This window comes from Lysobacterales bacterium, assembly GCA_014946745.1.
Taxonomy (GTDB): Bacteria; Pseudomonadota; Gammaproteobacteria; order Xanthomonadales; family Xanthomonadaceae; genus Aquimonas.
The window spans coordinates 2,543,388-2,565,269 of sequence record JADCRD010000001.1; the positions used below are offsets into that span (position 1 = coordinate 2,543,388).

Below are 21,882 nucleotides of genomic sequence, written 5' to 3' on the forward strand. Positions count from 1 at the left end.
GCCCGGCTCAGACTCCGAGTGCGTCCAGCGCACGGGCCACCCAGCGCAGCTGCGCGCCCTCGCGGGTGTCGTAGTGCTCGCCGGTGTATCCCCACCAGTCCCAGCATGCGTTCGGATTCAAGGGCGCGTAGCTCGCGCGGGTCTGCGGGTAGAGTACGACCACGCCATAGGCATCGGCCCAGCGGTTGAAGCCGCCCTCGCGCACGAAGGCCTCGCCGACTTTGTCGGCGTTCTGCTGGCAGCCGTGGAAGGCCAGCAGCAGACCGCAGCTTTCGCTCTCGCACTGCGGCGGCACGTAGAGGTAGCCGCTGTCGGCGAGGATCGGGTCGGGGCCGTCGCCGTTCAGCGCGCTCTGGCTGAAGCTGCGCAGCTGGCCCGCCGGTTCTTTCGCCGGGCGCGGCGCCTCGCCGAAGAGTTGTTCGAACACGAGGCCCGGCGCATCGAGGCCGCAGCGGCCGAGGTAGGGCGCGGGCGGGTCGAGGCATTCATCGCCCTCGCCTTCCAGCGGCAGCAGGTGACCGAAGGCGCCGTCGAGCCGCGCCTCCACGCTCAGACCCGGCGCGTCCTGCTGCAGGGCGCGATAAAGATCGGCGGCGGCGGCGCCCACCGCTGGCGCGACCTTGCGATCTTCGCGTCCATGCAGCACCAGCACGCGATCGCCTTCCAGCCCCTGCAGCGGCGCCAGCGCACCGGCCGCCGCACGCTCGCGCACGCGTGCAGCCAGGGCCTCGCCATCGGGTGCGGCTGGCTGCGCCTGCATGCAGGGCCCGAGCGCCGTGTTGAGATCGCCCTGCGCGCAGCCGTAGGGGCCGCCGGCAATCAGTGCTGCGCCGTGGATGCGGTCGGAGTACGCGAGGTGCACCTGCGCAGCCATGTAGGCACCGGAGGACAGTCCCGCCACGGCGATGCGCTCGGCATCGATGCGCAGCCCAGGCAGCGGCGGCGCCTCGGCGCGGCTGCTGCAGGCGGCCAGCACCGCGAGTGCGCAGGTGCCCAAGGCGATTCGCGGGAGCAGGTCAGACACACACGTCATGGCAGTGAACCTTGCAAAAAAACGGCCGGACCTCAGGGGAGGCGCCGGCCGGCCGCGGGGGAGCCGCCTGGAAACCGGGCCGGGTCGCACCTCGCAACCCGGCCATCTGCTCTGCTTCGCGATCAGAAGTCGTAGGTCGCGGTCAGGCTGTAGGTGCGGGGTGCGCCATAGAAGCCGGTGAGGATGCCGAGCGCCGGGATGTTGTAGCCGGTGGTGCGATACGCCTTGTCGGCCAGGTTCGCGCCTTCCAGCGCGAAGCGCCAGGCGCCGTCCGTCTGCCAGATCAGGCCGGCCGAGACCAGGCCGTAGCCGGGCTGCTTGATGGCCTCGGACAGATCCGTGGTGGGGTAGACCTCGCTCTGGTAGCTGTAGCTGACGCGGGTCGACAGGTTGCCGCCGCTGGCCAAAGGCAGAGTGTGCAGGGCAGTGATCGCCGCTGAGCGCTCGGGGGCATTGGTGAAGCGCTGATTGCCGGCGACATTGACGTTGTTGGTGATGAACTGGTCGTACTCGGCGTCGAGCCAGGCGAAGTTGCCCTGCAGGCTGAAGTTCTGGCTCAGCAGGGCCTGGTACTCCAGCTCCACGCCCTTGACCGTGCCTTTGCCGGCGTTGGCGAAGTCGCCGAAGAAGACCGGCGGGTTGCTGCCCGGCACGGCGGTGAACACCGACAGCTGGATGTCCTTGTAGTCGCTGTTGAAGTAGGCGAGGTTGAGGAACAGACGGTCATCGAGGAAGGCGTTCTTGGCACCGATCTCGACGGTGGTCACCGTCTCGTCATCGAAGGGCAGGCGCGAGCGCGGCACCGCGGTGGCCTGGGCGCGGATGTTGAAGCCGCCCGACTTGAAGCCGCGGCTGGCCAGGGCGTACAGCAGCACTTCGTCGCTCAGCTTGAAGTCCAGCGAGACCTTGGGCGAGAAGTTCTGGAAGCTCACCGAGTCCTCGAAGTCGGCCGCCACCACGCCGTTCGGTCGGGTGAACGTGGCATCGGTGTAGCCGATGTTGTAGACGTCCGCGGACTTCTTCTCGTCGGTGTAGCGGCCGCCCAGGGTGAGCGCCCAGCGCTCGGCGAAATCCCAGGTGAACTCACCGTAGACCGCCACGCTGTCGGTCTCGACCACGCCCTGGGTGTCGCCGAAGGACAGACCGAAGAAATTGTTCAGCACCTGACCACCAGCGGAGCCGGTGAACCAGTACAGGCCGGCCACGCCGCGAACCGCAGCGCCGGCGTCGTAGTTGAGCTGGAGTTCCTGCGAGGTCTGGTCGTCGGAGTAGAACGCCTTGACGTCGGCGATCGTGTTCGGAAGCGTGTCGAAATCGATGTTGGTCTCGGTGTCCGACTCGCGGTAGGCGGTGACCGACTTCAGCACCCAGGCATCCCCGAGGTTCCAGCTGAGGGTCGCGGACGCGCCCTTCATCGAGGTGTCGTTGACGTTGGGCATGCCGTTGCGCACGTCGTAACGGTCCGCCAGCGGCAGGGCCGTCGGTGCGAAGCGGTTGACGCCGAGCATCTGCGCGCCGCGCACGCCGCTCTGGTCGTCCATCCAGTCGGCAGTGAACTTGGCGCTGAAGTCGGGCGAGCCGAGATAGCCGAGCGTGGCGCGTGCTGCGAGGATCTCCTTGTCGGACACCTCCTGCCCGGTGCGCACGTTCTCGCCGTAGCCGTCGCGCGAGAGCGAAGCCACCGCCAGCCGCGAGGCCCAGCCGCCGCCGAGCGGCAGATTGACGCTGGCCTTGGTGTCGAGCTGGCTGAAGCTGCCGACCGTCACCGAGCCGCGGCCGTAGAACTCCTCCTCCAGCGCCGAGGACACGTACTTGATCGCACCGCCAATGGTGTTCTTGCCGTACAGCGAGCCCTGCGGGCCGCGCAGCACCTCGATGCGCTCGACGTCGAACACATCCAGCAGGGCGCCCTGCGGACGGGCGATGTAGACATCGTCCAGGTACAGCCCCACGCCCGGGTCGACACCCCACAGCGGATCGCTCTGGCCGACCGCGCGGATGTAGGCGGTCAGGGTGCTGGAAGAGCCGCGCGCGGCGTAGACCGTGAGGTTCGGTACGAAGCTGTCGAGATCGCTGATGTCCTCGACGTTGAGCTTGTCGAGGCCGTCAGCGGTGAAGGCGGTGACCGCCACCGGCACCTCCTGCAGGGATTCCTCGCGCTTGCGTGCCGATACGGTGATGGCGTCGAGCGTGCTCGGCTTCGCCTCCTCGCCCTGCGCGGGCGCTTGCTGCGCATGGGCGGCGTACGGTGCGGCCAACAGTGCACCGATGATGAAGCTGAGCGGCTTGCGCATCATGTGGAATCCCCTCCGGAACGGTCTTGGTCTCGCGGCGCCTGCTTCGAGGCAGGCTGCCGATTCTGCGCAAGCCTAGGTGCCGGGCCGGAGGTGGGCACTTGTACCTTCGTACAGTGACGGCGCGCACGTCGCCCTGCGAATACTCGCTGCCGTCGACCGCTCTCCCGTGTGCCCTTCCATGCTCAGCCTGATCGGGCTCATCACCGCCCTGCTGCTCCTGATGCTGCTGACCATCCGCGGCATGAACTTGTTCGTCGCCACGCCGCTGTGCGCGCTGCTGGTGGCGATCACCTCGGACATCGCGCTGCTGCCGCCGCTGGCCGGCGACGGTCAAGCCAACGTGGTCACCGCCTACATGGGCGGATTCACCAGTTTCATCGCCAGCTGGTTCTTCATGTTCCTGCTGGGCTCGATCTTCGGAAAGCTCATGGAGGACACCGGCGCCGCCGACAGCGTGGCGCGCTGGATCGTCAGCGGCATTGGCGCGCAGCGCGCGGCGCTGGCGGTGGTCGTGGCCTGCGCGATCCTCACCTACGGCGGGGTCAGCCTGTTCGTGGTGGCGTTCTCGGTCTACCCCACCGCGCTGGCCCTGTTCCGCGAGGCCGACCTGCCCAGACGCTTCATTCCAGCCGCACTGGCCTTCGGCTCGGTCACCTTCACCATGACCTCGGCGGGCTCGCCCGAGATCCAGAACTGGATTCCCATCCAGTACCTCGGCACCACTCCGTGGGCGGCCTGGCAGGCCAGCCTGATCACCGCGGTTTTCATGGCGGCGAGCGGCTACGCCTGGCTGGTGTGGATGCTGAAGCGCGCCAAGGCGCGCGGCGAGCACTTCCAGGGCCGCGACAACGATCCGCAGCCGCTGGACATCCGCCTGCCGGCGGTGTGGCGCGCCTTGGTGGGGCCGGCCCTGGTGCTGGTCGTCAGCTTCGTCTTTCACGACAGCCTTGAGACCTCGGCCTTGATCCTTGCCCTGCTCGCCGGCTGCGTGGGGGTCTACTCGCTGTGCTTCAGATCACGGCGCGACCCCGGCAAGGCCGTCGCCGAGGGCAGCACCGGTGCCCTGATCGCGATCGGCAACACGGCGGCCGTCGTGGGCTTCGGTGCGGTCGCCAAAGTCGCGCCTGCATTCATGCTGATCGTCGACTGGGTGACGCATCTGCCGGGCGGCGGCCTGGTCAGCGCGGCGGTGGCCGTGAGCATCGTCGCTGCCATCACCGGCTCGGCTTCGGGCGGCCAGGTCATCGCCCTGCCTATCCTCGCGCCGATCTTCCTCGGGCAGGGGGTCAACCCCGAGCAGCTGCATCGCTCGGTGGCGATTTCGTCCGGCGTGCTCGACTCGCTGCCGCACAACGGCTACGTGGTCACCACGATTCGCGCGATCTGCGGCGAAACCCACCGCGCCGCCTATGGCCCTGTGGCCGCGCTGACGGTGGTCGTGCCGGGCCTGGGGCTGGTGCTCTGTCTGCTACTGTTCGCGCTGGGGCTCTAGCAAAGGCGCGGACAAACGGCGCGCGAGCTTGCTCGCGCGCCGTTTCGGGCCGAACGAACGCAGGCCGACAGGTCCGCCGCGGCCCCCGACTCAGAGCGAGCAGATGCCCGAGGGCGTCAAGTTCAGCAAGGGGATGCTGCGCACCGGCTGGCCATCCAGGCGGATCTCGGCGACGGCGGTGCGGCAATCGGCGAAGTCGACGCGCACGCGGCCGACCTGGGTGGTCTGCACGCGATCAGAGGCAAGAAAGCGACCGCCCGTGGTGCTGAGCACGGCCAGCTCGGCACTGCGGCTGTTGAAGCCGCCGCCCGTTGCAGCCGCTGTGCCGAGGCCTGCTGCCGCGCTGTCGAGGGTGAACCAGATCCTGTTGCCGCTGGCGTCGAAGGCGTACCAGCTGCCGAGCAGCCGGTTCTCGTCGGGCTTGGGCGTGAAGGCGAAGCCCTGGCCGCTGAACTCCGGCGTGAACCAGTGGCCGCTGACGGACGCATCGACCGGCGTTTCCGTGGGCAGCGCACCGAGTGGCAGCGCGGTGAAACCGAGCGGCTGATTGACGCCATCGCCCGTCGCCAACACCGACAGCACCGCGCCGGCAGGCAGATCGACGGGAGCGAGATCGATCAGATTGCGGCTGCCGTCCGGCGTGGCCACCTTGAGGTCGTAGTTGCCGGCCGGGATTTCGAGGTAGCCGCTGGCCGCGAAGAAGGGCACGTTGCTGAGGCCGCCGACCACGGCGCCACGATCCGTGCGGATGGACACGGCAGTCGCGGCAGCATCGCGCCCGAAGGGCGCGGCGTGGATGACGCGCAGCTTGAGGTTGCCGGCCGCGGGCGCACGGTTGTCGTCGACCAGCGGCTGCAGCGCCAGCGGCTGGCCGTTGGCACCGCCCGTCGCGAGCACGGTGTAGTCGGTGTTGTCCGCCAGGGTCACACTGGCGCGGATCGCCACCGTGGTGGTGCCTGCGGGCAGCACCTCCAGCGTGTAGGCACCGGCGGGCAAGGAGATATAGCTGGTGAACTCGCCGTAGCGCACGTTGCGCAGCGCGGTGTTGCCGTTGATGCGCACATCCACGGCGGTCGCCGCCAGGCTGTTGCTGAACGGGGCGAAATGACCGACCAGCACGCGCGCGTCGGCGTGCGCCAGTGCAGGCGCCAACAGCAGCAGGCCGGCCAGGCCAGCGGGCAGAAGGGAAGCGTAAGTCGTCTTGATCGTGTTCATAAGGGTCTCCCAGGTGAGCGCCGGAACTGTGGCGCGCCGAACTTGTACCCATCTGAACGTCAATCGCCCCTGCAGAGAATCTGAAGCCGGCGACAACACGCAGCGACTTGGCGTGCACGCAGCTCAAGGCGCTGTGCCCGAGGCATCAAGACCCTGTGCGCGCCGGCGGATCGACGGCAAACAGGCAGCGATGAGCGGTGCGATGGAAAGACCTTGGATCCGAAGCGATGTGCGGCAGATTGATGCGCTTCGAGCCCGGCGATACGTCGCCGCAGGCGCGCTATGCCCCTCAGCCCTTCGGGCAAGGGTGAACAGTTCAGCGTTGACGCCCGCCATGGCGGGCGCTCGCGGATCGGGCACGACAGCGCTTGATCCCGCGGAGGCAAGCGCGCCTGCGAGTGCTCAGAGCCGGCCGCAGCGAATGCACGGACGACCATGGGCTGGAGCGCAGGGCCGCAGTCGTCGCGGCGCGCACCTGCGCCAGATCCCGCGAAGACGATCTGCAGGGGCTCAGTTCGCTTCGGCAGCCGCCTGCCCGCCTGCGTCATAGACCGCCGGAAAGCGCACGCGTGCGCAGGTGCCCTTGCCCGCCTCGCTCTCCAAGGTGACCGGCCAGCCGAAGCGGGTGGACAGCCGGCGGACGATGGTGAGGCCCACGCCCTGCCCGCCTTCCTTGCGCATGCCGCCGCGGAAGAAGGGGTCGAAGGCGCGATCCAACTCTTCAGGCGTCATGCCGCAGCCGGTGTCCTGCACGCACACATGATCGGCGTGAATCTGCACGACTACACTGCCCTGGTCGGTGTACACACAGGCATTGCGAATCAGGTTGGACAGAATCACCCGCAGCACGCGCGGGCTGCCGTGCAGCGAGAAGGCGGCGTGCTCTTCGACCCGCAGTTCGACCGGCTTATCGCCCAGCAGCGGGCGAACTTTTTCAACCTCGTCGGCCACCACTTCGTTGATGACGAAGTCCTCTTCCGGCAGGTCGGCATCGCCCTCGCGGGCGAGGATCAGGAAGGATTCGATCAAGCCCTCCATATCGCGCGCCGAGCCGAGGATGCGCTTGATCTGGCGCTTGACGTAGGGCTGCAGATCGTCCTCCGCGCCGAGCATGTCGCAGGCGATCCGGATCACCGTCAGCGGGCTGCGCAGCTCGTGGCTCGCATCGCGGGTGAAGTCGCGCTCGCGCTGCACGAAGGCATCGATGCGTGAGGCGAATTCGTGCAGAGCCTGCGCCAGCACCAGCACTTCACCTTCCACGTCGAGCGGCAGCTGCTCGGGTGAGAGGGCTTCGAGATTGGGCTTCTTCGGGTCCCAGTGCTGGACCACGCCGGCCAGCCAGATCACCGGCGACACCGCGCGGCGCGAGATCCTGTAGGTCGCCCAGGCGATGATGTAGATGACCACCAGCACCAGCACCAGCGGCACAGCGCCAAAGAAGAACGCGAGCGCATTGACCTGCTCGGCGTCGAACACCAGCAGCAGGGTGCCGCCCTCGCCTTCCTGCACCAGCACCAGTGCGCCGCCGCGCTGGGCCGGCAGGCTGTAGTAGCCAGGCGTGAGGCCGCGCAGGTTCTCGGGCAGAACTTCCTCGCTGTGGCCGGACCGCAGCAGGTAGCCCTGCATGTTGTAGGTATCGGGCGGAGTTGCGCTCGGGTCGCGGGCGAGGCGCTCGCGGAAGTGCGCGGCCTCATCGGTGAGCGCGCGCTGGATGAGCACATCCTTGAGCACAGCGGACGCGCCGTACACGCCCAGAACCGTGGCGCAGCTGATGGCGGCGATCTGCAGGATGAAAGCCGCCCAGATCTTGCGGCGCAGGCCAGTGGAGATGCGCATTTTCTTGGCTGGGATTCGGGATTGGGGATTGGGGATTGGGGATTCGCAGCCCGCGGCGATCCCGCTGCAGGCAAGCGGAGCATGCCTCTGGGCTTTGGATGCGAGCGTGAAGCGGCGGCACCGCTCACCGACGACGATACAGACGGCGGCGATTGCCAAGGTCTTTCCTGGCCAAAAAAGCGCACGGGCCCCGCGCGACGCGCGGGGCCCGTGCCTCGGCGGTGCCGGCCAGGAGTCTTGCAAAGATCGGCGGAGTCTCGCCTCAGCGCGCTGACGCTGAAGGCGTCCACGCGCTTTTCCGAATCCCCAATCCCAAATCCCAAATCCCGGCTCTCAGGAATCCCCAATCCCGAACCCCGGCGCTCGATTACCCCACCCGCTGCGCCGGTTCGGTCTCCAGCTCGGCCAAGCGGTAGCCCGCGCTGTGGATGGTGTGCAGCAGCTGCTTCTCGAAGGGCTTGTCGATCACTTTGCGCAGGTTGTAGAGGTGGCTGCGCAGGGTGTCGGAATCGGGCAAGGCATCGCCCCAGATTTCGCGCTCGATATCGCGGCGGCTGACCACGCGCGGCGATTCTCGCATCAGGATGGTCAAGAGCTTCAGCCCGATCGGCGACAGCTGCAGGTCGCGGCCAGCGCGGGTGAGTCTGAGGGTTGCAGTGTCCAGCACGAGGTCGCCGACCTTCAGCACCTCTGCGCTGACCTGGCGACGGTCGCGCCGAATCAAGGCGCGCACACGGGCTTCCAGCTCCTGGATCGCGAAAGGCTTGACCAGGTAATCGTCACCGCCGGCCTCCAGGCCACGCACCTTGTCATCGAGCGTGTCGCGGGCGGTCAGCATCAGCACCGGCGTCGACTTCTTCGCCTCCTGCCGCAGGCGGCGGCACACTTCAAGCCCGTCAATGCGCGGCAGCATGAGGTCGAGCACGATGACGTCGTAGCTGTTTTCCACGGCGAGGCGCAGGCCATCGGCGCCATCACTGGCGTAGTCGACGCCGAAGCCTTTGCGCTCCAGGTACTCGCCCACCATTTCCGAGATATTGCGGTTGTCCTCGATGAGAAGGATCAAGCCTTGGGATTCTTCGCGTGACTTCATGGCCGTGCTCCAGGGGTCGTTTTCACGGACGTGAATTGATCACGGGCGGGGTGAGGCAGGCGTGAACCGGTCTTGACATCTCACCCATGCCAGAGGCAAGGCCAGCGCGGCCGCCTTCAGGGCGGCTAGGGCGCCTCGAGACCGACCAGCAGAGGCGCTGAATCCAGGGCCCGGAGGCGCATGCCGGCCGCAGGCCCAGCGCCTTCCGGTGGCTCGATCGCGATCGCGAAAACCCGCAGCACGGGGCTGCCTCCACCGCGCTGCCTCGACTCGGCAGTCCTCACCAGAAGCGCCACCGGCGCACCCAAGGCACCCGCGCCGGAAGGATCGGCGGCGGCGGGCACCGTCACACGCGTCCGAGCGACCTGGCTCTCGTCTGTGGCCACCCACTCCACCTCGATCTCGGCAGCGTGCGCCCCCTGTTGGGTCAACAGCAGATGGAAGGGCCGGTCACGTCTCGGCACAGGCAGCACCGGCGAGACCGAGGGGAACTGCGCTGCGCCCAGCGCCTCGCCTTGTGGCGCCAGCTGCAGGGCATCGCCCAACAGGTAATCGATGCCACGCAGACGCATGTGGCCCCGCGGCCAGGCGGCACTGTCGGTGATGCCGAGCCCGCCGCGACTGCCCTGGAAACGGCGGCCGGCGGGGACGTTGGCCCATCCGACCGGCCCCGCCGCGGATCGGTCTGCGCCCCCGTCGCGCACAGGCGGCCCGGGATCACGAGCACGCCGCAACTGAGGATCCTCTGCACGCCCCAGCATCAGCGGCGAGGTCGGATCCGGCGCAAAGTCGGCAGCCTCAAGATGAAGCTGGTCAAGCGGCCGCGCATCGGCGCGCAGGTCGATCCGCTGACGCCGGCCGTAGTGGCTGCGCATCTCCAGCGCGTCACCTGCGGCATTGAACGCGAGACTCGCCAGCGTATCGTCGGCGTCGAGCGGCAGGGCCAGTGGCGGCAGCACCGCCTGCCGGGCGAGCAGATCCACCAGCAGCAGTCGGCCTCGACTGCCGAGCGCGACGATGCGTCCCTCCGGCGACAGGGCGGCCTGTTCGCTGAACTCGGCCCCGAAGTTGCCCAGTTCGACGCTGCGGCCGTTGGCGTACAGCGCTGGGCGCGGCCCGTGGCCGACCACGCCATGCGGGCCCGGCAGCACCCGCACGTGGCCATAGGGCGTATCGATGCGTTGGATGCGCCGCCATTCCCCCGACTGCAGCTGCCATCGCTCGATGGTCGCCGCCTGGACCACACTGCGCGCCTGGGTCGCCAGCACGAGCTCGCCGTTCGCGTCGAAGGTCGCATCGTTGATACGCAGAGCGGGCTCGCCGTCCAGCTGCAGGGAACGCACCGCGCCAGCTCCGGCGGCATCGATGTCCTGCAGCACCTGCCCTTGCCACAGCAGCAAGCGCTCACCGCCGTCCGAGAGACGCAGCCCGGCGGGCTGACCCTCGGTGCTGAAGCCCGCTCCCAGCCACTCGGCGCGCGCGGTGTCAAGCAGTCGCCAACGCAGCTGCAACGCGCCCTCGCTTTCGATCCACCCAACCAAGGCGCGCTCTGCAGCGGGCGCCGTGAGCAGGTACTGCGCGCTCGACGGCAGCGCGAGCTGGCGCAGCTGCGGCACGGCTCCATCGTCCGCGACCCACAGCGAGGCGCCTTCGGCCAGCACGGCGCGACGCCCGCGGGCCGCAAACTCCAGCCGATAGGCGATGGCGCCGGGCTGCTGGCGGGCGAGCGCGGCAAGGGCAGCGTCCGCGCTGGAGTCGTCCGCGGCGGCCGCGCGGGCGTCGCCCGGCTGCAGCGGTCCCGGCCCGATGCCTTCCTCGGCGAACGGCAGTCGCCACAGCGACAGTTCGCCGCCGCTGCCCTGACTGGCGACCAAGCCCTGCTCAGGCTGCAGCGCGAAGGCCTGGAAGCCGATGACGGCTCCCGCGTGCCGCAGCAGGGTCTGCGCGCGCGGCTGCAGCAGGCCTTCGGACTCGGCCAGTGACCACACGGCGATGCGGCCGTCGTTGCCGAGCAGCCAGCGGCCTTCGGCATCGATGCGAGCCGCGTCGAGGCTGCCTCCGCCCGCGCGCAGTCGCGGGCTGGCCCACGCTGGGCCAGCGAGATCGAGCAGGCGCACGCTGCCCTTGGCGTAGACGACGCCAAGCCGAGCACCCGCGAAGCCCAGGTCAACAACGCCGCCCTCGCCCGCTTCGCCGAATTCGGTCTGCTGCAGGGTCCGCAGATCCAGCAGTCGAAGCGCGCCGGCGCTGCTGCCCAAGGCCAGCCAGCGCCCAGCGGCGTCGCTACTCCAACTCAGCAGTTCGGCCCCGTCGTCGAAGCGGACGCGCTGCAGGCTGCGGCCGTCGCTCGCGTCCAGCAGTTCGACCTCGGTGAACCCGGCGCGCGCGCAGGCCACGCGCGTACTGGCAGAGAGGGGCAGGCAGTGGCGCGCGCCCAAGCCATCGAAGCGGGCCCCCAGAGGCTGCCAGGGCACGACCTGCCACAGCTGCATGGCGCCATCGTCGGCGCGCAGCAGCGCTCTTCCACCATCGACGCTGTAGCTGGCCGCCTCGAAACCAACGAAAGCTGCGGGCGGGGGCAGCAGCGCTCCGCTGCGCAGGTCCACGCGCTGCATGGCGCTGGTATCCGGCCGGACGACACCGGAACTGCCGCTGGGATACAGCAGTGCATGCCGGCCATCCGCGGTCGGCTGGATGCGCCCCACGTAGCTGGGCCCCCACGGCGTCGGCGGAAACGGCGGTCGCTGCGACCACAGCGGGCTGCCGTCCTCGACCTGCAGCGCGCGCAGCTCGCCGCCACGCAGGCCCGCCAGCAGCAGCGCGCCCTGCTCGGCGAAAGCGAGCGCCCTGCCCTCGTCCCCCTGAGGCCAGACCGCGATCGCACGCGGCGACTGCTGCATCAGCAGCGCAAAGCGGAGCCGATCGATGTAGGCCTCGTCGACGCGGCCCGCGGCCTCGGCCTCAGCGATGTTGTCGACCAGCGCCGGCAAGGCCTGGAGCGGGTCGCCGCGGGCCGCCGCATCCAGCAGGGTCGCGCGCCGCGCCTGCCACAGGGTGCTCTGCGCCTGCATGCGGTTGGCCTCGGCGCGCAGCCACAGCTGGGTGCTGGCGGCGAGGCCGAGCAGCAGGGTCAGCAGAAGCCCCAGCGCCAGCGCGGCCGTACGCGGCTCGCGCCGTGCCCAGCCGCGCAATCGTTCCGCAGCGCCCTGACGACGCACGCTGACCGGACGGCCATCGAGATAGCGCTGCAGATCATCGGCGAGCTCGCGCGCGGTCTGATAGCGCTGCGAGGCCTCCGCCTGAAGGCAGCGCAGGCAGATGGCCGCGAGATCGGCCGGAAGGCCCGAACGCAGATCCCGCGGATCGACCACCCGCCATGACGCCACCTGGCCGTGCTCCACGCGCACCGGGGCACGGCCGCACAGCAGTCGGTAAAGCACGGCGCCCAGCCCCCAGACGTCGGTGGCCGGCGACAGGGCCAGGCCGTCCGCAGCCTGCTCCGGCGCCATGTAGCCCGGCGTTCCGACGGCCTGCGAGCGCGCTTCCGTGCCCAAGCGCTGGGCCAGGCCGAAGTCGCTCACCTGCGGCTCGCCGCGGGCGTCCAGCAGCACGTTGCCGGGTTTCAGATCGAGGTGCAGGACGCCGACGCCGTGCGCGTACTCGATCGCCTCGGCCACGCGCCGCAGCAGCCGGGCGATTTCGCGAGGGTCCGCCTGCGGTTGCGCCTGCGCCCAGGCCTGCAGCGTGGGCCCCGAAACCAGACCCATCGACAGGTAGTACAGGTGATCGACGCTGCCGATCTCGTACACCGGCACGATGTTCGGATGCTGCAGCCGTCCTGCGTGGCGGGCCTCGCTGCGGAACGCCGTGACCCAGGCCTCGCCGGAAGCGGAATCGACGCCGACGAGCTTCAGCGCGACCTCGCGCTCCAGGCTCTGCTGACGGGCGCGATAGACCACGCCCATGCCGCCCGCGCCTAGCCTTTCGATCAGCTCGAAGTCGCCGAAGCGACGCTGGGCGGGATCCTCCAAGTCGATGTCGCGGGCACGGCGCAGGCGCACCCATTGGCTGACGGCCTGCGTGGGGGCCTCCAGCGCAGCCTCGCTCGACCCCGTCGAGGCGTCGTTCGCCTCAGTACTCACACACCGCCCGCGAACAGGTAGACGCTGCCGTCATCGCTGCCGGCAGCCACGGTGCTGCCATCGCCGGACACTTGAATCGGCCAGCTCATGTTGCTGGTGACATAGCTCCACGCGAGGCTGCCGGTGCTGCCATCGAACAGATAGAACGCGCCCGGGCTGCCATCCGGATGACCGTCCGCCAGACCCAGCCACTGCCCGTCGGCATCGAAACTCACCGAGTTCGGCGAATGCAGGGTCGCGGCCGTCCACAGCAGTTCGCCACGCGTGTGCTGGTTGGCAAAGGTCGAAACGCTGCCGCCCCCGGAGGGCAGGTTGCCCGCCGCGGCGACCCGAGCGCCGTCGGCGCTGCAGGCGACCCCATAAATGGTGGTGGCGCCGCCGGGAATCGCTGCGCTCCAGCTCGGGTCGCGTGTGGTTCCGGCGAGCAGGGCATTGACGTCGAGGGCGTACAGCTCGCCGGTGTTGGCGCCTGCGAAGGCCCAGGCGCCATCCGCGGACAGCGCGGCGAAATGCAGATACGCGGAACCCGGCACCTGCCAGCGCACCGGCGTTGCGGGCACGCCGTCGTCGATGTCGAACAGCAGCACCTCGCCGTGATAGCTGGCCAGGAGGCCGCGGCCGGCATCGGCTGACAGCGCCGCCACCAGCACGGTATCGCTGGCATCCGACAGCGGAAGGGTCGCCGGCGTGTCGACGAAATCGCCGTTCGGATCGCGTGCGAAGAGATAGCCCTGGTCCGCGCCCGCCAGCAGCACACGCGCGTTGGGATCCAGACTCACCACATTGCCGCGGCCAGGAAGCGCGAACTGCAGCAGGCTGGCCCCGCTATCCACGGCAACCGCTGAGATGAAGCCCGCGTAGTCCGGGCTGCCGCTGCGCCAACCGGTGCTGGCGACGATCGCACCCTGGCCGTCCATGGCAACCCAGTACACGCCCTGCCAGCCCTCGAACTCCTGGGCCAGCAGGGGCTTGCCCTCACGATCCCAGACATACGTGCCAAAGCGTCCGTACTGGTCGGCGGACGCTGCGGAATCCACGTGCCGTGCGGGTTCACGCAGGCCTGCCGCCATGCGCGGAGCGAGCTTGCGCTCGCTGCCATGTACCTCTGCTGCGATGCCGCCGTAGTCGTGAAAGAAGGTGCCGGCGACGATGCGCCCGCCATCGGCGCTGATGGCCACCGAGTTGATGTAGAAGCCGGGATGCGGCGTTGCACTCCACAGGGGCGTAGCGGTCATCGACGGGGCGGTTGGGCAGGCCGCGGTCTGCGGCGCCGCGATCCTGCCACACCACCGTGGCAGCGGGGTGCTCTGGCTGGGAGCCCTGCGGCACGCCGTCAGCGCAGAGTGCTGGAGAGGCGGAAAACGCACACGCCCCGGCAGACCGGGGCGTGTGCGGGCTCGCAGCGATGAGGCGCGATCAATCGATGCTGAGCGAATCCCGCGTGCGCTCGCGGCGGCGGTCGTCAGCGGCGTCGAATTCGCGCATGCAGCGGTCCTGCTTGACCATCACGCACTCAAGGTAGTCGGTGGTCATCACCAGGGCCGCGCGGATCGCCTTGCCCGCCGGGGTATTGTTCTCACTCTCCAGGGCGCCGCCGAAGCCCCCACGGTACAGGCCGACGCTCATGCCGCCGCTCTTGGCTTCGCCTTCGATGGTGCGGACAAACTCGATTTCGCCGGTTTCAGTGTTGACCACGCGCAGATCGACGGCCACGTAGGCTTTGCTCGATTTGCCGCCGAGCGAGACGCCGCGGAAGCTGATGCCGCCACCGGTGCTCGCGGTTTCCTCTTCATAGCTCGTGACCGTGCCCATGATCAGGTACTGGGCGCCCGTCAGTTGACCGATGCGCGCGCCTTGCCCGGGCGCCATGCGCCCTGAGGCGGCAAGGTTCTGCTCCTGCAGCACCGATTCCAGTCGGGAGCGCTCGACCACGCTGAAGGCGCGCGTGGCGACCAGCTCGTTCGAGAGCATGCCCGAGAGTTCCCAGCCGACGCCGCCGCGCCACCAGCCGGCGCCCGACTCGTTCTTGAACTCATCCACCGCCACCGAGATGCGCTCGCCACGCTGCGCATACGCGGCCTGCCAACCCACCAGCGCAGCCACTGCCAGAACGCAGGCCATCATCGACTTCATCATTGCGACTCCTCCCTCGTGAACCCTGTGCGTCGTTGAACCCCAAGCGGCGCCCCGCGCGGGGCGTCACCGACTGATAACCCCGCGTGGAAGCCTACGCCTTCACTGCGGACTCAGACAGCACATACGTGACACAGCGGGGAAAAGCGCCATCCAATGTTCCGGGGCGCTGCCGGGCCCGGCGCCACCGGCCTCAGAGGATCTGAAACCGATCGGCGTCGAGCTGGGCCGGAAAGCGCTGGCGATGCAGCGCCAGCGCCGCCGCGTCCAAGCGCGTCGTCACCACCTGCAGCTGGGCGCCAAGCTCGACGATGGGCTGCCCCAGCGGGTCGAGCGCGACGCTGTCGCCAGCGTATGCAAGGTCGTTGCCATCGACGCCCACGCGGTTCACGCCGATCACGCAGGCGAGGTTCTCGATGGCGCGCGCGCGCAGCAGGGTCTGCCAGGCGTAACGGCGCGCGGCCGGCCAGTTGGCGACCCACAGAATCAGGTCGTAGTCGAAGCGCTGCGCGGCCTCGTCGAACACATTGCGGGCGAACACCGGGAAGCGCAGGTCGTAGCAGACTTGCGGACAGATCCGCCAGCCGCACCACTCCACGACCAGTTTCGGCCCGCCGGCGGCATAGCGCTCGTGTTCGCCGGCCATGCGGAACAGGTGGCGCTTGTCGTACTGCGCCAGCTGACCGTCTGGCAGGGCGAACAGAAGACGATTGAACACTTTGTCGCCCTCGCGGATCACCATCGAACCGGTGACCGCGGCGCCAACCTCCGCGGCCAGCGCACGCAGCCAAGCGACGCTGGGGCCTTCCATCGTTTCGGCGTCACCGATGGCAGCGTTGGAGAAGCCCGAGGTGAAGGTTTCGGGCAGCACGACCAGATCGGTCTGGCCGGCCAAGGGCCGCACCAGTTCGCCGTAGAGGGCGCGGTTCGCGGCAGCGTCGTGCCAGACCGTGGCGGCCTGCACCAGCGACACGCGCAAGTCACGACTGGGAGCGTTGGCGACGGTCATGGGCTCAGACCTTGACCAGACGTTCGACCGCCGCGGCCATGGTGGCCTCGGTCTTGGCGAAGCAGAGGCGGATCACCCGCTGATCGGCAGGAGGCTGCGCATAGAAAGGCGAGAGCGGAATCGCGGTGACGCCTTTCTCCACGGTCAGCCAGCGGCAGAACTCGAGATCGCCCAGGTCGGAAATGGCCGAGTAGTCGACCAGCTGGAAGTAGCCGCCCGGCACCGGCAGGCAGGTAAAGCGCGTCGCGGCGAGCTGCACGCGAAAGGCGTCGCGCTTGCTTTGGTAGAAGTCCGGCAGCTCCAGATGGTGCTCAGGATGGTGTTCGAGCATTTCGGCCAAGGCCCACTGCGCCGGCGCGAAGCTGCAGAAGGTCAGGTACTGGTGGACCTTGCGGAACTCCGCGCTCAGCGCCGCCGGTGCCACCGCATAGCCGAGTTTCCAGCCGGTGCAGTGGTAGGTCTTGCCAAAGCTCGACACCACGAAGCTGCGCGCGGCGAGTTCAGGATGGCGCAGCACGCTCATGTGCGGGGCCCCATCGAACACGATGTGCTCGTAGACCTCGTCCGAGAGCACGAAAATGCCGGTCTCGCGGACGATCTCAGCCAGCGCATCGAGATCGGACTGGGCGAACACCGCGCCGGACGGGTTGTGCGGCGAGTTGATCAGGATCATCCGCGTCTTCGGGGTGACGACGTCGCGCACGCGCTGCCAATCGACGCTGAAATCACCGGGGTTCAGCGGCACATGCACCGCAACGCCGCCGGCCAGATCGACCGCCGGTTCATAGCTGTCGTAGCAGGGGTCGAGCAGGATCACTTCCTCGCCAGGCCGCACCACCGCGTGGATCGCGGCGAAGATCGCTTCGGTGGCGCCGCTGGTGACGGTGATCTCGCGTTCCGCGTCAATGCGCGCGCCGTACAGGGCCAGCGTCTTGGCCGCGATCTGCTCGCGCAGCGGGGCCACGCCGTGCATCGGCGCGTACTGGTTGCGGCCGGCGCGCATTGCCCGCACCAGGGCGTCCTGCAGGAAGGCCGGCGTCTCGAAATCAGGGAAACCCTGTCCCAGGTTGACGGCGCCGTGCTGGGCGGCCAGCTGCGACATCACGGTAAAGATGGTCGTGCCCACCTTGGGCAGCTTGGTCTCGATCTGCATCGTGCTCTCGCGGGCGGCGTCAAACGGGCGCGCAAGGGTAGCGGAATCGCCGTCGAATGGCGTCGCGGCCTCTGCGGAGGGCGAGACGCCTAATCCTCGCGGCGGTTGACGCAAGCCCACCTCGCGCGGCCGAGGGCCCGCGCGCTGCCGGCGCGCCGATGTGTCAGGCCACGCTGAAGGAGTCCGCATGGCCGCGCGCCGTGGAGGGCGCGCTTGCGGATCCAGCACGCCAGGGCTTGCCCCGTGCTATCCGGGACCCGGTGGCAGCTGTCAGGGCGGGCAGCCCAGGCTGCTCGTCAGGCGGCTCAAGGGATGGCTGCGCACCCAGCTGCCCGAGAGCGGCGCGACGAAGTCGATCGCGGTCTCAAGCGTGGCCGGCTGGCCATTGGCATAAAGCACCTGCAGTCGCCCTGCGGGCTGCGACTGCACCGGGCTGTGCTCGCACAGCGGACACGCGCCGCGGAACTGCAGCAGATCGATGGGGCCGGAACCGAAGGGACGCCCCGAACCGAGCACCCAGCGCGGCCAGCCGCGGCCGTCGTAGAGGAAACTGGCGACCACCTCGGCCTCGGGTGAGACGTCGAGGCTGTAGCCGAAACCCGAGTTGGACGCGTCGTACCACAGGCCGTTCAGGTCGAGGCTCTGGCCCTGGACAGACGCGCAGCGCTCGCTGCCGATCCATTGCATCGGCTCGCTACCGAATTGCCCATCGAGCTCGAAGCTCATCTGCATCCGATTCTCGGCGGTCGCTGCGATCACGATCCGACCGACCTGCGTTGTCCGGGCGACGCCCTCACTCCACACCATGCGCTGCAGGGGTGCTGTCCACCGCGATTCCGACGCATGGGGTGCGGGTGCTGAGCCGACGTACCAGGTGGGGGTGCCGTCTTCGAGATAGCTGTACCAGAGCAAACCCCAGCTCGCACCGACGGCGTGCAGGAACACGCCTGCGCCGCTGCGCTGCGGGTTGTACCAGGCGCCAAAGCGCGGTTGGACGCGCTGCTCGGTGTCCATACGCAGACTGATCGAGGTGTTTGCGACCTCGCTTCCGACGTTGCGGACGACCACCCAGATGCGTCCGGGCGCGAGCAGCTGCACAGGAACATCGGTCGACGAAGAGCGGCCGACCACGCCGTTCAGGGAAGGGGAAAGGTTCGCGGGTGGCATAGCCAAGGGCATCGTCGGCGCTGGGTCACGGATGGCATCGATCCGGACATCCCCACCTTCAGCGCTCAGCGTCAGTCGCTGCGTGTCCGCCGGCACATCGATGAAGAAAGCTTTCCGGCTTTCGCCGGGCGCCAGCTTGAGGCTCACGCCGCGCCCCTCGACCAGCGGCCTCGGCGTGGGCGCCGATGTATCCCGAAGCAGAGTCACCGGGATCCGCGCGAAAGGCTCCAAGCCGGCCCGTGAGCGAAGACTCAGCAAGAAGGCGCGACGTTCACCAGGCTGGAATGCGGGGTCATTCCACGACAGACGAAGCGGCAAGACCGCTCCGGCGGGCACGCTGGGGGGCGCCGAGGCCGCAACCTCGCCTTGGCCGGAGGGCCTCGGATCCAGCAACGCCGCCCGCAGTTCCACCTCGGCTTCGGCGCGGCCCAGACCCGACTCGTTCCGCGACATCACCCAGACCCTGTTGAGACTGCCCGTTTGCGCCAGATCGAGATCGCAGCGCGGGGAACTGCCCTTGGCGACGCAGATCTGCTCGGACTCGTCCGGCTGCCCATTGCCGTTGTTGTCGATGCCCGCATAGAGGCCGAGCGTGGCGCCGGTGGCGGCTGATGTCTCAGCGCTCAAGCGGAAGCGCCGCGGCGTCACCGACGTTGCGGCGGGCAGTTCGAGCAGAAAGTGGAAAGCGGAGCTCTGCGAGAACGCGTAGGCGTCTTCGGTACTCGAACCGGAGGCCAGGGCGCGACTCGCCACCCGCACCGGCGTCAACGCGCCAGCCTCGACCACCAGCGAATCCAGGGCAGCGATGCCCGCAAGCTCCATCAAGCGCAGCCCTGCGTCCGCGACAGGCCCCAGATCGAGCCGCGATGGGACGTCGCCCGCACTTGCGAACACCGCCAGCGGCATCCTGAGCTCACCCGCGGCGTCGAGCCGAGCGAGCCTGATCTCGCCGTCCAGCCAGCGACCGATATCGGCGCCTCGACTGAGATCCACCAGCACATCGAGACGTTGGCTCGCGCCCGGGGCGAGCTCAAATGACTCAGGTTGAACACGGGCATTGCCACCCGGCAAGGACACACTGGCGCGCCAGCGGCCACCGCCCGCGACATCCCGCAGGGTGCGCGAAAGGCTGCAGGAATCCAGACAGGCCTCGTGCACGAGGCCCGGCAGGTTCAGCTGACGTGGTTGACCGCCCGCCGAAGGCCGCGCCGATCGGAACTCCCGCCCGGAGGTTTCGAGCGCAAGCCCGACCCGCGCTGCCGCAGCGACGTCGAGGCCGCCTGCGCCGATGTCGATCCGGCGAGCGGGAGTGATTGCGTCCTCGGACACCAGTCCGGGCCGCGCGCTGAGCATCAGGGCTGACTGGATCTGATCCGCCCGCCACTCCGGCTTCAGCGCGCGCAGCAGCGCTGCGGCACCGGCGACGTGCGGAGCAGCCATGGACGTGCCGCTCAGGATGCGAAGACCGCTGTCCGAATGACTGGCGGAGAGAATGCTGGTGCCTGGAGCGGCAATCGATGGAAGCATCACGCCCCCATAGGACACGGGACCGCGTCCGCTCGAGGCCGACAGCCGATTGCCCAGGCTCGGGTCCTGGATCAGCCGGACACCTTCGATACGGGCACGCTCCCCTCCCGCGAACAGCCAGGCCTTCAGTTGCTCGCCCGCGCGAAAGCCCAGATGGGTGGACGGGATCGAATGGGCATCGGCAAGCACACTCTCACTGTCGCCCACCCCATTGAGCAGAATCATGCCGCCGCCGCCAGCGCGACGCACGTTGTCGCTCTTGGCGAGCCGTGCCTGGGTGCCGCGCATGCAGACAACGATCTCGCCGTTGAAGCGATTCGGGTTGCCGGACCACGGGTTGCTGCTGCCGTCCGGCTCACCGGTGGTGTCAAGGCCCAAACCCTCTCCCCGACCGCAGCCGGGAAAGTCGGTCGGAAACACGATCTTGGCTGGGCCGTAACCCGCGCTCGCGCCCGCCCCCAGAAGACTGCCCCCGCCCGGGGGATTGGCCGAACCGCCGGTGAAATCCACCACTCGACTGCCGATGCTGCGGTCGTGGCTGATGTTGGCAACGCTGATGACCCACGGCGCATTGCCGGGGGAGGTGACCGAGCCCAGCCCTGGGCCGTCGTTGCCCGCCGCAACCACTGGGACAATGCCGGCCTCACGCGCCGCCAGCAGGGCCAGCGCATCGCTGCTCGTCCAGGGGCTTCCCGGGTCGCCGCCGATCGAGTAGTTGATGACGTCGACGCCGTCGGCCACGGCTGCATTGATCGCCGCCAACAGCCAGCTGCCGACGCACCTTGCCTCGACTTCGCAGGCTTTGTAGGAGGCCAGATTCGCATGCGGTGCAATGCCCGAGACGTCGCGCTCCGACGGGTCACCCGCGACGTTCGCCACGCGCAGCGCGTTGCCGACGGCGGTGCCCGCCACATGCGAGCCATGACCATGACGATCCAAGCCGTTATCCAGCTCGTTGCTGCTGCTGCCCACCGACAGGTCGCGCAGAACGACGAGCTTGCCATTGCAGGGCGGGCTGGTCGGGCTGGCACAGAGCGAGGGAGCCACGCTGCGAGGGAAGGTATGGAAATGTCCATCGATCGGGCCCTGACCGGCAAACGCGGGATGCGCGACATTCAGGCCAGTGTCGATCACCCCGACCAGAACGCCGGCGCCACGCGTCGGTGCGCCCGCAGCCCCCGACCACACCGCCGGTGCGCCGATCCAGGCAGGTCCCGCATCGCCCATGGGCCGACGCACGAAGTCAGGCTCGACGCGGCTGACGCCGGGCAGCTGGGCCAAGCGCTCGGCCTCGGCGGGGGCCAGCTCCAGTACCACCGCGTTCAGCACGAGGTCGATCTCCGCCAGCGCCTTGGGCTCACGCCCGAGGACCCGCCCGGCAGACTGGGTGAACGCCGCGCGTTCGTCCGCCAAAAAGCTGCGATAGGCCTTGACCTCGGAGCTTGCGACCTGCAGCCGGGCCTTGCCGGCCGTGGCGGGGTGCGTGGGCGCTAGCGCTCGCTTGCGCGCATCGCTTGCCCCAGCAAAGCCCTCGAACAGTGCCGCCGGTGGCGATTGCAGGTGGATGATGTAGCGCTGAGGTGGGCTTGCGTCGGCCTGATCCGTGGCAGCGCGGCCAGTCGCCGTGAGCGACAGTGTCAGGAGACTCGACAGCAGGAGGGGGCGTAGGACTGGCATGGACACGGCATCGTTGTCTGGCAAGGGGGCGCAGCCGGCGCGTGCTGCGCGCCTGCGGTTGACCGGGTCGGCGCAGTGTAACTAGCGGATGGAAAAGCGAAAGTGCGA

General features: G+C 68.8%; 12 protein-coding genes. 1 reads left to right on the top strand and 11 read right to left on the bottom strand.

Annotated elements, in window-relative coordinates; all coding sequences use genetic code 11:
- Window positions 1-7 precede the first annotated feature (7 nt).
- Both H4O13_10080 and H4O13_10085 read right to left on the bottom strand, forming a co-directional pair.
- Entirely contained in the window at window positions 8-1,033 is a 1,026-nt protein-coding gene (locus tag H4O13_10080; GenBank protein ID MBE5315738.1) for a hypothetical protein, read from the bottom strand.
- A 122-nt stretch (window positions 1,034-1,155) separates the two neighbouring features.
- Complete coding sequence (locus tag H4O13_10085; protein ID MBE5315739.1) at window positions 1,156-3,330, bottom strand: TonB-dependent receptor; 2,175 nt, start codon at window positions 3,328-3,330, stop codon at window positions 1,156-1,158.
- Window positions 3,331-3,508: 178 nt separating this feature from the next.
- On the opposite strand from H4O13_10085, the gene H4O13_10090 reads away from it, so the two are divergent.
- Window positions 3,509-4,822, top strand: a complete 1,314-nt coding sequence (locus H4O13_10090) for a GntP family permease (GenBank protein MBE5315740.1) — start codon at window positions 3,509-3,511, stop codon at window positions 4,820-4,822.
- A gap of 90 nt (window positions 4,823-4,912) precedes the next feature.
- Here H4O13_10090 and H4O13_10095 read toward each other — a convergent pair whose 3' ends face one another.
- The 9 genes from H4O13_10095 to H4O13_10135 all read right to left on the bottom strand — a co-directional run bounded on the left by H4O13_10095 (window position 4,913) and on the right by H4O13_10135 (window position 21,774).
- Window positions 4,913-6,037, bottom strand: a complete 1,125-nt coding sequence (locus H4O13_10095; protein MBE5315741.1) for a DUF4397 domain-containing protein — start codon at window positions 6,035-6,037, stop codon at window positions 4,913-4,915.
- A gap of 510 nt (window positions 6,038-6,547) precedes the next feature.
- Window positions 6,548-7,873: a HAMP domain-containing histidine kinase gene (locus H4O13_10100; GenBank protein ID MBE5315742.1), complete on the bottom strand. Its 1,326-nt coding sequence runs from the start codon at window positions 7,871-7,873 to the stop codon at window positions 6,548-6,550.
- 367 nt (window positions 7,874-8,240) lie between these two features.
- Window positions 8,241-8,966, bottom strand: coding sequence for a response regulator transcription factor (locus H4O13_10105; protein MBE5315743.1), 726 nt, complete (start codon window positions 8,964-8,966; stop codon window positions 8,241-8,243).
- A gap of 125 nt (window positions 8,967-9,091) precedes the next feature.
- Window positions 9,092-13,108: a protein kinase gene (locus H4O13_10110; protein ID MBE5315744.1), complete on the bottom strand. Its 4,017-nt coding sequence runs from the start codon at window positions 13,106-13,108 to the stop codon at window positions 9,092-9,094.
- Complete coding sequence (locus H4O13_10115; GenBank protein ID MBE5315745.1) at window positions 13,105-14,343, bottom strand: PQQ-like beta-propeller repeat protein; 1,239 nt, start codon at window positions 14,341-14,343, stop codon at window positions 13,105-13,107. Before H4O13_10115 ends, H4O13_10110 begins: the two co-directional genes overlap by 4 nt.
- Window positions 14,344-14,524: 181 nt before the next feature.
- Window positions 14,525-15,244 carry a CsgG/HfaB family protein gene (locus H4O13_10120; protein ID MBE5315746.1) on the bottom strand — a complete coding sequence of 240 codons (720 nt, stop codon included), beginning with the start codon at window positions 15,242-15,244 and terminating at the stop codon, window positions 14,525-14,527.
- Between the two features lie 190 nt (window positions 15,245-15,434).
- Window positions 15,435-16,250, bottom strand: coding sequence for an amidohydrolase (locus tag H4O13_10125; GenBank protein MBE5315747.1), 816 nt, complete (start codon window positions 16,248-16,250; stop codon window positions 15,435-15,437).
- A 4-nt stretch (window positions 16,251-16,254) separates the two neighbouring features.
- Window positions 16,255-17,403: a pyridoxal phosphate-dependent aminotransferase gene (locus tag H4O13_10130; GenBank protein MBE5315748.1), complete on the bottom strand. Its 1,149-nt coding sequence runs from the start codon at window positions 17,401-17,403 to the stop codon at window positions 16,255-16,257.
- Window positions 17,404-17,673: 270 nt separating this feature from the next.
- A complete protein-coding gene (locus tag H4O13_10135) occupies window positions 17,674-21,774 on the bottom strand; it encodes a S8 family serine peptidase (protein ID MBE5315749.1) in 4,101 nt (1,366 codons plus the stop codon).
- Window positions 21,775-21,882 lie beyond the last annotated feature (108 nt).

What these genes read in the sequence shown, in the direction of transcription:
- H4O13_10080 (MBE5315738.1), bottom strand. Translation starts at nt 1,033, where the DNA reads ATGACGTGTGTGTCTGACCTGCTCCCGCGAATCGCCTTGGGCACCTGC.
- H4O13_10085 (MBE5315739.1), bottom strand. Translation starts at nt 3,330, where the DNA reads ATGATGCGCAAGCCGCTCAGCTTCATCATCGGTGCACTGTTGGCCGCA.
- H4O13_10090 (MBE5315740.1), top strand. Translation starts at nt 3,509, where the DNA reads ATGCTCAGCCTGATCGGGCTCATCACCGCCCTGCTGCTCCTGATGCTG.
- H4O13_10095 (MBE5315741.1), bottom strand. Translation starts at nt 6,037, where the DNA reads ATGAACACGATCAAGACGACTTACGCTTCCCTTCTGCCCGCTGGCCTG.
- H4O13_10100 (MBE5315742.1), bottom strand. Translation starts at nt 7,873, where the DNA reads ATGCGCATCTCCACTGGCCTGCGCCGCAAGATCTGGGCGGCTTTCATC.
- H4O13_10105 (MBE5315743.1), bottom strand. Translation starts at nt 8,966, where the DNA reads ATGAAGTCACGCGAAGAATCCCAAGGCTTGATCCTTCTCATCGAGGAC.
- H4O13_10115 (MBE5315745.1), bottom strand. Translation starts at nt 14,343, where the DNA reads ATGACCGCTACGCCCCTGTGGAGTGCAACGCCGCATCCCGGCTTCTAC.
- H4O13_10120 (MBE5315746.1), bottom strand. Translation starts at nt 15,244, where the DNA reads ATGATGAAGTCGATGATGGCCTGCGTTCTGGCAGTGGCTGCGCTGGTG.
- H4O13_10125 (MBE5315747.1), bottom strand. Translation starts at nt 16,250, where the DNA reads ATGACCGTCGCCAACGCTCCCAGTCGTGACTTGCGCGTGTCGCTGGTG.
- H4O13_10130 (MBE5315748.1), bottom strand. Translation starts at nt 17,403, where the DNA reads ATGCAGATCGAGACCAAGCTGCCCAAGGTGGGCACGACCATCTTTACC.
- H4O13_10135 (MBE5315749.1), bottom strand. Translation starts at nt 21,774, where the DNA reads ATGCCAGTCCTACGCCCCCTCCTGCTGTCGAGTCTCCTGACACTGTCG.